The following is a 13,723-nucleotide window of genomic DNA, read 5'->3' as shown; positions in this document are numbered from 1 at the left end:
TTTCGTCGATGCGACATGGGATATCGCACATAAAGAGGGACGACATGGATCTCAGGGCCTATACGCGGCAATATGCGAAACAGGATAACCGTCTGGCATCCTTGAGCTATTTCGGGACATTCGCGATCTATTTCACGACCCTGGCACTTGCCATCGCCTATGTGGATCGCTGGTACGTTCTCGTCCCGTCGGGCATCGTCTTCGCTTTTGCCGCCGTGCGCCTTTACGTCCTGCAACATGATTGCGGGCATCACTCCCTGTTCGAGACGCGCGGCCAGAACGAGTTGGCCGGCCACGCCCTGTCGCCTTTCACCTTCGCCCCTTTCGAGGTGATGAAGCAGAACCACAACCTCCACCATGGCGGGATCGGCAATCTCGAGCATCGCGAGACGGGCGAGATCCACACCATGACGCTGCGGGAATGGAACGCGGCCGATTTCTGGACCCGGCTGCACTATCGCCTGTATCGCAACCCCTTCGTCCTGATCCCGGTCGGTGCGCTCTTCACCTACTTTATCCGCTACCGCTGGCCCAAGAACACCATGCGTTTCGGCTGGAAAGGCGTCGTGCTGCACAACCTGTCGATCGTCGCGCTGCTTGGCCTGCTTTGGTGGGTCGCGGGTCCGACCGGCCTGCTGGTCTGGCTTATCTTCTCGCTGCTGGGCGGCATGCTGGGCGTGTTCCTCGTCTACCTTCAGCACAATTTCGAAGACACCTACTGGGACCGCCGCCCCGATCTCGACCCGCAGATCGCAGCGTTGCAAGGGTCCTCGGCGCTCGATTTCGGCTGGTGGTTCGACATGGCGGTGGCTTGCATCACGCTGCATGACATCCATCACTTCAACGCGCGCATCCCGTCCTACCGGCTGCGGGCCTGCCACTATAACCTGCCGCCCGAGGTCGCCCCCCGCCGGATCAAGTTCCCCGAGGCCGTGGCCGCTCTGAACCTCAAGCTGTGGGACGAGGAGCAGAAACGCCTCGTACCCTTCCCGAAATCGAACGCGGCGCAGGGTCAGGTACAGCCCGGCTGATCCGTCCTTGATCCGGGACATGGTTCCGGCTCACACTCGTCCCATGTGCGGTTGCACCAGCGTATGTGCAATGTATATACGTTGGTGATCGAACGAGGAGACGAGTGATATGACCCCAGTCAGCAAGATCAGCGGTGTGGGACCCGCTTTGGCACGCCGCCTGACCGAGGCCGGCTTTGACACGGCCGAGGCGGTTGCCGCCACCACACCACAGGCGCTCTCGGCGGCGCAGGGCATCGGAGGCGCACGCGCCCCGGCCATCATCGCAGCAGCGCAGCAGCTTCTGAACACGACAACGCCCGCCCCGGGGGCCACGAAACCCGCCCCGGCCAAGCGCGCCGCAACGCGGCGGCCGACCCGAAGGGCGACGGCGCCCAAACCCGCGCCTGCGGCAAAGCCTAAGCCAGCCGCGGCTCCAAAGCCCGCCGCAGATCAGAACGTCACCGAGATCATCGAGGAAAAGGCACAGAAAGCCGCCGAGAAGATCGACGCTCTGCAGGCCGAATTCAGCAAGGCCAAGACCAAGGTCAAGGAAAAGCTGAAGAAGGAAAAGAAGAAAGCCGACAAGAAAAAAGACAAGAAGTCCGGCAAAAAGAAGAAGGACAAGAAAAAGAAGGGCAAGAAGGCGAAGGGCTGACAGCCCTCCGCCGCATTCAGCTCAGCGCAGGGTCCCGTCCGTATCCAGCACCAGCTTGCCGCCCAAGTACGGGCCAAGCGCGTCGGGCAGGGTGACGGTACCGTCTTCGTTCTGGCCGTTCTCCAGCACCGCGATCAGGCAGCGCCCGACGGCAAGGCCCGATCCGTTCAGAGTGTGCACGAATTGCGGCTTGCCGCCCTCGGCGGGCTTGAACCGCGCGTTCATGCGCCGTGCCTGGAAATCGCCCGTGGTCGAAACGCTGGAAATCTCGCGATAGGTGTTCTGCCCCGGCAGCCAGGCCTCGATGTCATAGGTACGTCGCGCCCCGAACCCCATGTCGCCGGTGCACAGAACCACGGTGCGGTAGGGGACACCCAGATCCTCGAGGATCCCTTCGGCGCAGCGCAGCATCCGCTTCTGCTCGGCGTCGGAATCGTCGGGATGGGTGACGGATACCATCTCGACCTTCTCGAACTGGTGCTGGCGCAGCATCCCCGCCGTATCCTTGCCCGCGCTGCCCGCCTCCGAGCGGAAGCAGACGGTATGCGCGGTCATCCGGATCGGCAGCGCGCTTTCCTCCAGCACGTCACCGGCCACCGAATAGGTCAGCGTTACCTCCGAGGTCGGGATCAGCCACCAGCCATTCGTCGTCTGATAGCTGTCATCGCCGAACTTGGGCAGCTTGTCGGTGCCATACATCGCCTCGTCGCGCACCAGCACGGGGGTCGCCGTCTCGGTCAGACCGTTCTTGTCCACATGCGTGTCCAGCATGAATTGCGCCAGCGCTCGGTGGATACGCGCCACGCCCTTGGACAGGTTCACGAACCGGCTGCCGCTGGTCTTGGCTGCGGTCTCGAAATCCATCCCCTGGGCAACGCCTGCGATCTCGAAATGCTCCTTGGGGGCAAAGGCGAATTCGCGCGGGGTGCCCCAGCGGTTCACCTCGACATTGCCGTCTTCGTCCTCGCCCTCGGGCACGTCGTCTGCGGGCAGGTTGGCAATGCGCGCCAGCATGTCGGTCAGCTGCGCATCCAGCTCCTTGGCCTCGGCCTGCATCGCGGCGACCTCGGCCTTCTTCTCTGTCACCAGCGCGCGCAGCCGCTCGAACTCGGCCTCGTCGCCGCGGCCCTTGGCGGCGCCCACTTCCTTGCTGGCCTTGTTCTGTTCGGCCTGCGCGGTTTCGGCGGCAAGGATCTTGGCCCGGCGCGCCTCGTCCAGCGCCAGAACCTCGGACGAGACCGGCGCATCCCCGCGGCGCGCCAACGCGGCATCAAAGGCTTGCGGGTTCTCGCGAATGGCGCGGATGTCGTGCATGGGTCCGGTCCTTGTGGCGGTGAATCACTGTCCGCCGCCTTATGCACCATCTCGCGGGGCTGCGGTAGCGCCCGCTTGGCGCGGCCCAGTGTACCGGGCCGCGCCCTTGCGTCGCGTCAGTTCAGAACCATGTCCGAGCGCAAAAGCGCCGTGCTCACCCTGTGGCGCGGCGGCTGCATGACGATCTCTCCGGTCTGGAAATCGGCATAGTCGCGGGTCAGTTCGGACCCGGCCGGAATATCGGTCACAGCAATGCCCCAAACCCCGTCCGAGAAATCGAGGTTGGGATACATAGAGTGGTTCATGAAGCGCCCCTCGTCACATTCCAGCACGCGATACCCAATGCGACGCGGGTCGGGATAGCTGTAATGCTCCAGAAAGTCGCAGACATGCCGCTCGACATTTTCCAGCTTGGTCTCGGGAAACGAGAGATCGAGCATCCGGTCGAACCGCCAGACCTTGTCGCCGCGGGTGATGTCGTCATGACAGAAAACGCCAAGTCCCTCGATCGACGAGGGGCCGAGATAGCAGCGCACCATCATCATGCGCCAGTTCCTTCTCATGGGTGGCCGGGCCGCCTTTCCGGTCGGGTGGAATGGGCCCCAGAGCATGTGTTGGACCCGCGCCAGGCGGCTTGCGCGACATCATCCTAAGCGACGATTCGCGGCTGCTGGCAAGGGGTTTCGTGTGCCTTGAGCAGCGTTCGCGCAGGGGGCAAAACGACGAAACCGGCGACCGGGCAGGTGGTACAACGATTGGTACCCCCATGGTCGGCTTTGTACAAAACGGTCAACCCCCCGCGTCAACCATGTACAAAACGGACAAAAGGCGCGTTTCGTCGCCTTGCAAACCCAAGGGCCAGCGCATAGTTTCCCGCGCAACTCCGGGGCCGAGGTCCCGCCTCACTCATGCAAAGGAACATCCCATGGAAGGTGGCGCAATCGCCCAGTTTCTCCCGCTCATCCTGATCTTCGCGATCATGTATTTCCTGCTGATCCGCCCCCAGCAGAAAAAGGTGAAAGAGCATCAGTCCATGGTAGATGCCCTGCGCCGGGGCGACCAGGTGGTGACCCAGGGTGGCATCATCGGCAAGGTTGCGAAGGTCAAGGAAGACGGTGAACTCGAGGTCGAGATCGCCGAAGGCATCAAGGTCCGCGTGGTCAAGGCCACCATCGCACAAGTGCTGAGCAAGACCGAACCCGCGAAATAAGCGCGCCTTGCAACCCTTTGTAAAGGCAGGGTAATGCTGTATATTGACACCTGGAAACGGGTCCTGATCTGGGCGGTCTGCGCGGTTGGTTTGCTCCTTGCGCTGCCCAACACCTTCTACACGCGCGTCGAGCAGTCGAACGACGCCCGCGCCGCGATCGAGCTGGGCGCGGACACGCCCGAGAACCAGGTGATTGCCGAACAATGGCCCAGCTGGATGCCGTCGTCGCTGGTCAACCTGGGTCTTGATCTGCGCGGCGGCGCGCATCTGCTGGCCGAAGTGAAGGTCGAGGACGTCTATGCCAGCCGGATGGAGGCAATGTGGCCCGAGATCCGTGATGCGCTGCGCCAGGAACGTGCGACCGTCGGCACCATCCGCAAGCAACCCTCGGACCCGCAAGAGGTGCGCGTGCGCATCTCGCAGCCCGAGGGGATGGACCGTGCCCTTCAGGTTGTGCGTGATCTTTCCCGGCCAATTCAATCACTTACCGGGGCAGGAGCCTCGGACATCGTCGTGAGTGCGGATGGCGACGAGATCGTTGTCGCCCTCAGCGAGGCCGAGAAACTCGCCAGCGACGACCGCACCGTACGTCAATCGCTCGAGATCGTGCGTCGCCGGATCGACGAGGTCGGAACCCGCGAGCCGACCATCCAGCGGCAGGGCTCGGACCGGATCCTGATTCAGGTTCCGGGTATCGGTTCAGCCGCCGAGTTGAAGGAACTGATCGGGACGACCGCGCAGCTGTCCTTCCACCCGGTGATCGGCCGCGGCACGGATGCTGACGCCAACACCGGTATCGGCAACAAGCTTTTGCCTTCATTGGATGAATCCGGAATCTTCTACGAGGTTGAAGCCGCTCCGGTGGTAACCGGAGAAGAGCTTGTCGACGCGCAGCCCTCGTTCGATCAGAATGGTCGCCCGGCGGTTTCCTTCCGGTTCAACACCTCTGGCGCGCGCAAGTTCGGGGATTATACGCTCGAGAATATCGGCTCGCCCTTCGCCATCGTCCTTGATGACGAGGTGATCTCGGCCCCCGTCATCCAGAGCCATATCCCCGGTGGATCCGGCATCATTACAGGTAATTTCTCGGTCGAAGAGAGCACGGATCTTGCTGTTCTGCTGCGCGCAGGCGCCCTGCCTGCCGGGCTCGACTTCCTCGAAGAGCGGACCATCGGGCCGGAACTGGGCCAGGACAGTATCGACGCAGGCCGCGTCGCGACGATCGTCGCCTTCGTTGCCGTACTTGTTTTCATGGGGCTGAGCTATGGCTTGTTCGGCCTGTTCGCGAATGTCGCCCTGATCCTGAATATCGGCATCATCTTCGGCCTGTTGTCCTTGATCGGCGCAACGCTCACGCTTCCAGGTATTGCCGGCATCGTCCTGACGGTCGGTATGGCCGTCGACGCCAATGTGCTGGTCTTCGAACGGATCCGAGAGGAACTGAAAACCTCAAAGGGGCCGTCGCGGGCAATCGAACTGGGCTATGAAAAGGCACTCAGCGCGATCCTGGACGCGAATATCACGACTTTCATCACCGCGGTGATCCTGTTTGCAATGGGCTCTGGTCCGGTGCGCGGTTTCGCCATCACACTCGGCCTCGGCATCCTGACCTCGGTCTTCACCGCGATCTTCGTGACGCGGTTGATGATCGTTATGTGGTTCGAGCGCCGTCGCCCAAAGACGATCGAGGTTTGACATGAGACTGAAACTGGTTCCCCAGCAGACCTCTTTCGACTTCTTCAATCGTTGGAAGCTTTGGCTTGGCATTTCGGCCCTGCTGATGGTCGTGGCCTTTGCGTCGTTCCTGATCCAGGGGTTGAACTTCGGCATCGATTTCCGCGGCGGCACGACGGTGCGCACGGAAAGCACACAGCCGGTGGATGTGGGCCTTTACCGTGATGCCCTGGCACCGCTGGAACTTGGCGATATCAGCATAACCGAAGTGTTCGATCCCACCTTCGGCCCTGATGAGAACGTCGCCATGATCCGCATTCAGGCCCAGGAGGGCGACGAAGCGGTGTCGACCGAAACCATCGCCGCTGCACAGGAAGCGCTGAGCGCGGTTGTTCCCGACATCCAGTTCGTTTCAGTCGAATCCGTCGGTCCCAAGGTGTCGGGAGAATTGATCCAGACTGCCATGATCGCGGTCGCGCTCGCCATCGGTGCGGTGCTGGTCTACATCTGGCTCCGGTTCGAATGGCAGTTCGCGCTGGGGGCCGTGGCGGCGTTGGTGCATGACGTGATTCTGACTATCGGGATCTTCTCCGAGCTTCAAATCCGCTTCGACCTCGCCATCATCGCCGCCCTTCTGACCATCGTGGGGTATTCCCTGAACGACACGGTGGTGGTGTTCGACCGCGTGCGCGAGAACCTGCGGAAATACAAGAAGCTCGAGTTGAAGGAAGTCATGAACCTTTCGATCAACGAAACGCTGAGCCGGACGGTAATGACTTCGGTCACGACGCTGCTGGCGCTGATCTCGCTCTACGTGCTGGGCGGCGACGTTATCCGCGGATTCGTGTTTGCGATGATCTGGGGCGTGATCGTCGGGACGTATTCGTCGATCTTCGTCGCCTCGACAATCCTGCTGTGGCTGGGAGTCAAGCGCGACTGGTCCAAGCCGTCGAATACCAGCGGGAACCAGTTCGCCAACGTCGATGCCTGACACTGTCGCCACGGCCCTTGCCACGCAAGGGCTGTGGTGGCTGGGCGTCGTTTCATTCATCGCCGGCCTTGTTCGTGGCTTTGCGGGATTTGGATCAGGCCTCGTCCTGTTGCCCCCAACAGGCGCGGTTCTGGGGCCGGTGGCTGGCATTACCGCGATGACGGTCGCAGACCTTGCCGGGCCGCTACTGATCGTTCGCCATGCGATCCGATCGGTTCACCTTCCCGATCTCGCGCGCTTGCTTGTGTCAACGGCTCTTGCCTTGCCTGCTGGCGTTGCCTTGCTCCTTGTTCTCGATCCGGAGGTCTTTCGCTACGTTCTCAGCGTGGTGGCGCTGGTAACGCTCTCTTTGCTCGTTTCGGGCATACGGTACCGTGGCGCGATGACACCGCCCCTGATCTACACGACAGGCGGGCTTGCAGGTCTTCTGGGAGGTACGGTGGGCGTACCGGGTCCGCCGATCATCACCCTCTATCTCGCCAGTACCTTGCCGGCCGCCACGGTGCGGGCGACCATCCTGGTCTATCTCTTTGCATACGACATTTACCTGCTGGGCATTTATGCCCTGAACGGGAACCTGTTTATCGAGGCGCTTTTGATCGGGGCACTGCTCGCAATACCCAACATAACGGGCAACTCCTTGGGTGCCGCGATCTTTCGTCCATCGCTCGAGCGGTTCTATCGCGTCACGGCCTATTCGATCATCGCCTTTTCAGCCCTTTCCGCCTTGCCATTGTGGGACTAAGTAGACCGGCATGAGACTGAACGAGATCGCCTACACCGATGCCAAACCTGTCGAAGGCTACGGGCCCGGATTTTTCCGCGTCGGTGGCGAGGTTTATCACGGCGCCCTGATCACCGGTCCCTCGGGGACGCAAGCCTGGAGCGGTTACGAGGATAAGCAGGCGCTCATTGCCCTTGCCGGTCGGATCGATGTGCTGTTTGTCGGCACTGGTGCCGAGATCACGCATGTGCCGGCCGACCTGCGCCGCGAGCTGGAAGACGCCGGTGTCGGGGTCGAGAGCATGTCCTCGCCGGCGGCATGCCGGACATACAACGTGCTGCTGTCCGAGGGGCGCCGCGTGGCACTGGCGGTTCTGCCGGTCTGAGGCTCAGCGCATCCACAAGCCCGCAGCACGGATCTGGTTGCGGATCGCCTGTTCCTTGCGCGGAAGATGCGCCCGGTCGAACAAGGCACGCACTCTCTCGCCCTTGCCTTGGAACACCATCTTTTTGAGCGGGTCGTGGTTGCGTAGCACCTTCTTGACCTTGTTGGGGGCCGATACCGTTTCGAGGATATCGATCACCTCGTCCTCTTCGCGCGCGTAGAGAAGAGGAAAGTGCCGATAGTGACAGCTGACCGATCCGTCGAGATACCCCTCTGGCAGGGTGTCGCGCCCGCCGCCAAAGGAATGGATGACGAGCGGAAGCGCCACCTGGTCAAGCCACGGGTCGAGGCTCTGCCCCACAAGCTCGGGCGGCGGGTCTTGCTTGATCGACTTGGCATAGGTCAGAAAGCGCTGCCCGAAAGCGCGCGGACATCGGTAAAAGAACCAGCCCGCGTTGAAATACAGGTAACGACGCCAGTATTCGTGCGGTTGTTCAGTATCCAGCGAACTTTCGAAATCCAGTCCGAACCGGCGATAGAGAGCGGCCCAGATCTCCGTGTAGCCGGGACCGTAAAGCGTCGGTTCCGGCCACGTGCCCTCCCGCCGGAGTGACGCGGTCGGGCGATCGAAATCGAACGGCACATCCGAGATTTCGCCGGTAATCAAGGTGTCGGTGTCGAAGAAGACGAAAGGTTCTCCCTCGGGCACGGCGAGCAGGGCCTCGATCTTGTTGCCGTGCGGGTAGCTCTCGCCGAATATGCGGTTGTCAAATGGCAGGATCTCGGCGTCGAGCCAGTCTAGCGCCTTGAGAACGTCCTCGTTCTGGATGCTCGGGTCGGATTTCCAGCGCGGACCCGGTTGCGGTACCGCGACAAACAGTCTGCCCGAAAACTCCGGAGAGGCATGGCGCAGGGACGCAGCAAAGAGCACGGCTTCGTATTGCAGCCGGTTGTTCTGGCCGACTATCACGATGTTGAAGGCTTGGCGCCCTGCCTCAGTCTCTGTCATAGTCCTGTCCAACCGCAGATTTTTCGCGGTGCCTGCCTGCTTTCGGGAAACTATAGGCGGCAGTTTGACATGCCGAAAGCCCCAATTACGACCACTGGCATGGGGCAAGGGAGGGACGTTGGACGTGATTGCCTGGATTGCGACGGCTTTACTCGCCGCTCAACCGTTAGCCGGAATGGCGCTTTTGGCGTCGGACAACATGGCCGAGCCGCAAGATGTTCAGGGGCGCTTTACCACAGCGACAGAGGTCAGGCCGATATTGGGCGCAACGCGTAGAAGCTGGATCGCCGTGCGTGAATTCAACGGGCAGGATCTGCTATACGTGACACATCTTTGGTCATGGCGCTGCGGGTTGAAGGAAATCCGCATCGGTGTAAACGGAGAAGCACCCGAGATTTGGCCGCTGCCTGAGTGCCATCTCGACACCGCGAGCCCGAACGCGATCACCGAGACGGACGGCCTGCCTTATCGCGCTTTTCCGCTGGAAAGCGTTGAGAGCGTAGAGGTCGAACTGCTCTATGATGACTTGTCGCGCGACACGGCCAGCTTCGAACGAGCCACGATCCTGATGCCCTAGCCGGGCATAGCCATGCCCTAAAATGCCGCGAATTCGGGCATTCGGCGCTGACTGCCACGGTAATGGGCGTTTCTTGGAGATTTTTGACCGGATGATAAATTTTACCAGTTGATAAAAAATCTCTCTGTGGCAGTCTGATTCCCAAGAACAAACATATCTTCAGGGAGAAGAGCGATGGCACAGGGCCAGATGGTCCCCGGCGTACAGGCCGGGAGACTTTCCAGCGACGAGTTGCAGTCGAATTTCGCGGATCTTCATCCGCCTTACGCACCGCACGAGGCGGCGGTGGCCGCCGACAGATGCTATTTCTGCCATGACGCACCATGCGTGACGGCCTGTCCGACCGCGATCGACATCCCGTTGTTCATCCGGCAGATACAGGCGGGCCAAGCCGAGGCTGCGGGCCAGACGATTTTCGAACAGAACATCCTTGGCGGCATGTGCGCGCGGGTTTGTCCGACCGAAACACTGTGCGAAGAGGCCTGCGTGCGTGAGGCGGCCGAGGGAAAACCCGTGGAGATCGGCAGGTTGCAGCGCCACGCGACCGACGAGTTGATGACCCGCCAAGGCCATCCCTTTACCCGCGCCCCCGAGACGGGCAAGCGCGTCGCCGTCGTGGGGGCGGGGCCGGCCGGTCTTGCCTGTGCACATCGGCTTGCGATGAAGGGGCATGCCGTGACGATTTTCGAGGCCAAGGAAAAGCCCGGCGGCCTGAACGAATACGGCATCGCGACCTACAAGACGACCGAGAATTTTGCGCAGCGCGAGGTCGAATGGCTTCTGGGGATCGGTGGTATCCAGATCGAGCACGGTCGCGCGCTCGGCGATGGCCTGACACTCGACGGCCTTCGCGGAGAGTTCGACGCCGTCTTCCTTGGCCTTGGGCTGGGATCGGTGAACGCTTTGTCCTGCGACGGGGATGAGCGCGATGGGGTTGCCGACGCCGTCAGTTTCATTGCCGACCTGCGCCAGACGAGCGATCTTTCGCAGGTGCCCGTCGGGCGTAATGTCGTGGTCATCGGCGGCGGTATGACAGCAGTGGACGCGGCGGTACAGGCGCGGCTTCTAGGGGCCGAGAACGTGACACTGGCCTATCGCCGGTCACGGGCCCGTATGGGAGCCTCGAAATTCGAACAGGATCTCGCCGCATCAAAAGGTGTTCGCATCATCGACAACGTCATGCCGGTCGCAATCCACGGCAACGGCGCCGCAGCAGAGATAGAGATGGAGTATACCGCCGAGATCGACGGCCGGTTGCAGGGCACCGGCGAACGGTTGCGCCTCCCAGCGGACCAGGTTTTTCGTGCCATCGGGCAGAGTTTCGTCGAGCCCGGCGGGATCGAGATCGAGCATGGCAAGATCAAAGTCAGCGGGTCCGGGCGGACCTCGATGGACGGTGTCTGGGCCGGGGGCGATTGCACGCCGGGAGAGGATCTGACGGTTGTCGCCGTCGCCGAGGGGCGCGATGCGGCCGAGGATATCCACCTGGCTTTGACCGACGGGTGAGGGCGGTCCGATGGCGACCTTGTTCATCACGCTCGGTGCCCCGTTCTTTCGGTGGCAGGGCGAGCTGTGGCAGGAAGGCCAGACGATCAGCGGCCTGAAGGCGTGGCAAGAGCATTTCGACAAGATCATCGCCTGCGGATTGTGCAAGGATGAAAAGCCGCCCGAAGACTGCCGGCCGCTCGAAGCCGAAGGCATCCGTATGCCGGAGTTCGAGATGCTGGCACTGCCGGATGGCTATCACTTGCCGACCTATTTCCGGACGCGGCGCGAGATCGAGGCACGGTTTCTCGATGCGATGCGTCGTTCTGACTATGTCTCGGTCGCCATCGGTGGGTGGATTGGTGATTGGGGCGTCGTCGCGGCGCGTGTCGCGCAGCGCAACGGCATTCCGCATGCGGTCTGGTTCGACCGGGTGGAAAGCCAGGTTCTTGCCGCAGCCGGAGGGTCCGGCGTCAAGGACAGGATGAAGGCCGCCATCAAGTCCACCGTCACCGCGCGAGCGGAAAGAGACGTGCTGAAAGGTGCCGACCTCGCGCTGTTGCATGGGCGGACCGTGTTCGAGGCGCTCGCTCCGCTTTCGCGTAACCCGCATCTGGTCGAGGATATCCACCTCGAAGAAGGAGACAGGATATCTGCACCGGCCTTGGCGTCCAAGCTTGCAGCCGTCCCTGACGCGCCTTTGCGTATCGTGTATGCAGGACGTGCCCACAAGATGAAGGGCGGGCTGCACTGGGTTGAAGTACTTCAGAAAATTGCCCGAAAGGGTGTCGCATTTTCTGCCGAATGGGCAGGGGATGGCGACATGCTTGAAGCGATGCAAGAACAGGTGCGCGATGCAGGTTTGGAGGAGCAGGTCTCGTTTCCCGGCTTCGTAAGCGATCGTGATCAAGTGCTCGAACTGCTGCGCGGGGGGCATCTGCTGATGTTCTGTCACCTGACCGACGAGTCGCCGCGCATCCTGATCGAGGCCTTGCACGCGGCGACACCGCTCGTCGGCTACCGCGATGCATTTGCCGAGGGCCTGGTGACCGAGCAGGGCGCTGGCCACCTTGTCGAGCGTGGAGATATCGACGCGCTAGCCGAGGCGGTTGCGGACCTTGCACAGGACCGCACTTTGCTTGGCGATCTTGTTTCACGCGCGGCCCGCTCGGCCCGGCATCTTACGCGGGCGCAGGTCTTTGCGCATCGCAGCGACATCATAAAACAAAACCTAAAACCTCTAGGGGAGGTCTCGTAAATGGCTGATCTGACGACAGATTTCGTGGGCATCAAAAGCCCGAACCCGTTCTGGCTGGCTTCGGCCCCGCCCACCGACAAGGAATACAACGTGCGGCGCGCCTTCGAGGCTGGCTGGGGCGGTGTGGTGTGGAAGACGTTGGGAGCCGAAGGGCCGCCGGTGGTGAACGTGAACGGGCCGCGCTACGGGGCGATCTATGGCGCGGATCGGCGGCTGTTGGGTCTCAACAACATCGAGTTGATCACCGACCGTCCGCTCGAGGTGAACCTCGAAGAGATGGCGCGGGTCAAGGCTGATTACCCCGACCGGGCGCTGATTGCCTCGATCATGGTGCCCTGCGAGGAGGAAGCGTGGAAAGCCATCCTGCCGCGGGTGGCCGAAACGGGCGCGGACGGAATCGAACTGAACTTTGGCTGCCCTCATGGCATGAGCGAACGCGGTATGGGCTCGGCCGTCGGGCAGGTGCCCGAATACATCGAAATGGTCACCCGCTGGTGCAAGCAATACTATGACCGCCCGGTGATCGTGAAACTGACGCCGAACATCACCGATATCCGAAAGCCTGCGACAGCAGCGCGGAATGGTGGGGCCGATGCGGTGTCGCTCATCAACACGATCAATTCGATCACCAGCGTGAACCTCGACACCTTCAGCCCTGAGCCGTCGATCGACGGGAAGGGCAGCCATGGCGGCTATTGCGGACCTGCGGTCAAGCCCATCGCGCTGTCGATGGTGTCGGAAATCGCCCGCAATCCGGAAACCCACGGTCTGCCCATTAGCGGCATCGGCGGTGTCACAACATGGCGCGACGCTGCGGAATTCATAGCGCTCGGCGCGGGCAACGTGCAGGTCTGCACCGCCGCAATGACCTATGGCTTCCGCATTGTCGAGGAATTGACCCGCGGGTTGAGCCAGTGGATGGATGAGAAGGGCTATGCCTCGGTGTCGGATTTCGTGGGCATGGCCGTTCCGAACGTGACAGATTGGCAGTACCTGAACCTCAACTACGTCGCCAAGGCCAAGATCGATCAGGATAAGTGCATTTCCTGCGGACGTTGCTACGCCGCCTGCGAAGACACCAGCCACCAGGCGATTTCCATGTCACCCGACCGCGTGTTCGAGGTCATCGACGAGGAATGCGTGGCCTGCAACCTGTGCGTCGATGTTTGCCCGGTGGAGGACTGCATTTCGATGGTGCCTATGACGCCCGGCGAGGTCGATCCGCGCACCGGCAAGACCGTCGAGGCCGACTACGCGAACTGGACGATGCACCCCAACAATCCGATGGCACGCGCCGCCGAATGATGCGAGCCGGCCCGGGCCGGATTTTGCCGGCACGGGTCGGGAAATTTGCGGGGTCCCTTTGTCCAGCCTTGCTTTTCGCTACGGCGAAGGGCTAGGCAGCGGGCATGTCCTGAAGCAGAAAAGC

The 13,723-nt window shown here is 61.8% G+C and carries 14 protein-coding genes; 11 read left to right on the top strand and 3 right to left on the bottom strand.

Annotated elements, in window-relative coordinates:
* Window positions 1–44 precede the first annotated feature (44 nt).
* The gene (locus ACFORG_RS23390; protein WP_386738016.1) at window positions 45–1,031 is read left to right on the top strand and encodes a fatty acid desaturase; all 987 of its coding nucleotides are present in this window, start codon (window positions 45–47) and stop codon (window positions 1,029–1,031) included.
* Window positions 1,032–1,140: 109 nt separating this feature from the next.
* Entirely contained in the window at window positions 1,141–1,668 is a 528-nt protein-coding gene (locus tag ACFORG_RS23385; RefSeq protein WP_386738015.1) for a helix-hairpin-helix domain-containing protein, read from the top strand.
* Between the two features lie 21 nt (window positions 1,669–1,689).
* On the opposite strand, the gene serS is transcribed toward ACFORG_RS23385, so the two are convergent.
* The gene (gene serS, locus ACFORG_RS23380; protein WP_386738014.1) at window positions 1,690–2,982 is read right to left on the bottom strand and encodes a serine--tRNA ligase; all 1,293 of its coding nucleotides are present in this window, start codon (window positions 2,980–2,982) and stop codon (window positions 1,690–1,692) included.
* Window positions 2,983–3,098: 116 nt separating this feature from the next.
* On the bottom strand, window positions 3,099–3,527 hold the full coding sequence (locus ACFORG_RS23375) for an SET domain-containing protein (RefSeq protein WP_386738013.1): 429 nt from the start codon (window positions 3,525–3,527) through the stop codon (window positions 3,099–3,101).
* 380 nt (window positions 3,528–3,907) lie between these two features.
* Between ACFORG_RS23375 and yajC the strand changes: the two genes are divergently transcribed.
* From yajC to ACFORG_RS23350, 5 genes are read left to right on the top strand one after another with little or no spacing between them, the layout of a single operon-like run.
* Window positions 3,908–4,192, top strand: a complete 285-nt coding sequence (gene yajC, locus ACFORG_RS23370) for a preprotein translocase subunit YajC (protein WP_386738012.1) — start codon at window positions 3,908–3,910, stop codon at window positions 4,190–4,192.
* A gap of 33 nt (window positions 4,193–4,225) precedes the next feature.
* On the top strand, window positions 4,226–5,887 hold the full coding sequence (secD, locus tag ACFORG_RS23365; protein ID WP_386738011.1) for a protein translocase subunit SecD: 1,662 nt from the start codon (window positions 4,226–4,228) through the stop codon (window positions 5,885–5,887).
* Between the two features lies 1 nt (window position 5,888).
* Window positions 5,889–6,857: a protein translocase subunit SecF gene (secF, locus tag ACFORG_RS23360; RefSeq protein ID WP_386738010.1), complete on the top strand. Its 969-nt coding sequence runs from the start codon at window positions 5,889–5,891 to the stop codon at window positions 6,855–6,857.
* Complete coding sequence (locus ACFORG_RS23355; protein WP_386738009.1) at window positions 6,850–7,602, top strand: TSUP family transporter; 753 nt, start codon at window positions 6,850–6,852, stop codon at window positions 7,600–7,602. Before secF ends, ACFORG_RS23355 begins: the two co-directional genes overlap by 8 nt.
* Window positions 7,603–7,612: 10 nt before the next feature.
* Entirely contained in the window at window positions 7,613–7,966 is a 354-nt protein-coding gene (locus ACFORG_RS23350; RefSeq protein ID WP_386738008.1) for an Mth938-like domain-containing protein, read from the top strand.
* A 3-nt stretch (window positions 7,967–7,969) separates the two neighbouring features.
* On the opposite strand, the gene ACFORG_RS23345 is transcribed toward ACFORG_RS23350, so the two are convergent.
* Window positions 7,970–8,974, bottom strand: coding sequence for a hypothetical protein (locus ACFORG_RS23345; RefSeq protein WP_386738007.1), 1,005 nt, complete (start codon window positions 8,972–8,974; stop codon window positions 7,970–7,972).
* 124 nt (window positions 8,975–9,098) lie between these two features.
* Here ACFORG_RS23345 and ACFORG_RS23340 point away from each other — a divergent pair, with 124 nt between their 5' ends.
* The 4 genes from ACFORG_RS23340 to preA all read left to right on the top strand — a co-directional run bounded on the left by ACFORG_RS23340 (window position 9,099) and on the right by preA (window position 13,599).
* Window positions 9,099–9,551 (top strand): hypothetical protein, encoded by a 453-nt coding sequence (locus ACFORG_RS23340; RefSeq protein WP_386738005.1) that lies wholly within the window; start codon window positions 9,099–9,101, stop codon window positions 9,549–9,551.
* 174 nt (window positions 9,552–9,725) lie between these two features.
* A complete protein-coding gene (locus ACFORG_RS23335) occupies window positions 9,726–11,057 on the top strand; it encodes an NAD(P)-dependent oxidoreductase (protein WP_386738004.1) in 1,332 nt (443 codons plus the stop codon).
* 10 nt (window positions 11,058–11,067) lie between these two features.
* Window positions 11,068–12,294 (top strand): glycosyltransferase, encoded by a 1,227-nt coding sequence (locus ACFORG_RS23330; RefSeq protein WP_386738003.1) that lies wholly within the window; start codon window positions 11,068–11,070, stop codon window positions 12,292–12,294.
* Window positions 12,295–13,599 carry an NAD-dependent dihydropyrimidine dehydrogenase subunit PreA gene (preA, locus tag ACFORG_RS23325; protein ID WP_386738002.1) on the top strand — a complete coding sequence of 435 codons (1,305 nt, stop codon included), beginning with the start codon at window positions 12,295–12,297 and terminating at the stop codon, window positions 13,597–13,599. It abuts the gene before it with no gap.
* Window positions 13,600–13,723: the final 124 nt, after the last annotated feature.

The organism is Lutimaribacter marinistellae (genome assembly GCF_042648365.1).
In the GTDB taxonomy this organism is placed as follows: Bacteria; Pseudomonadota; Alphaproteobacteria; order Rhodobacterales; family Rhodobacteraceae; genus Lutimaribacter_A; species Lutimaribacter_A marinistellae.
The sequence above is the reverse complement of the archived record's forward strand: the minus strand, read 5'-3'. Positions and strand labels throughout refer to the sequence as shown.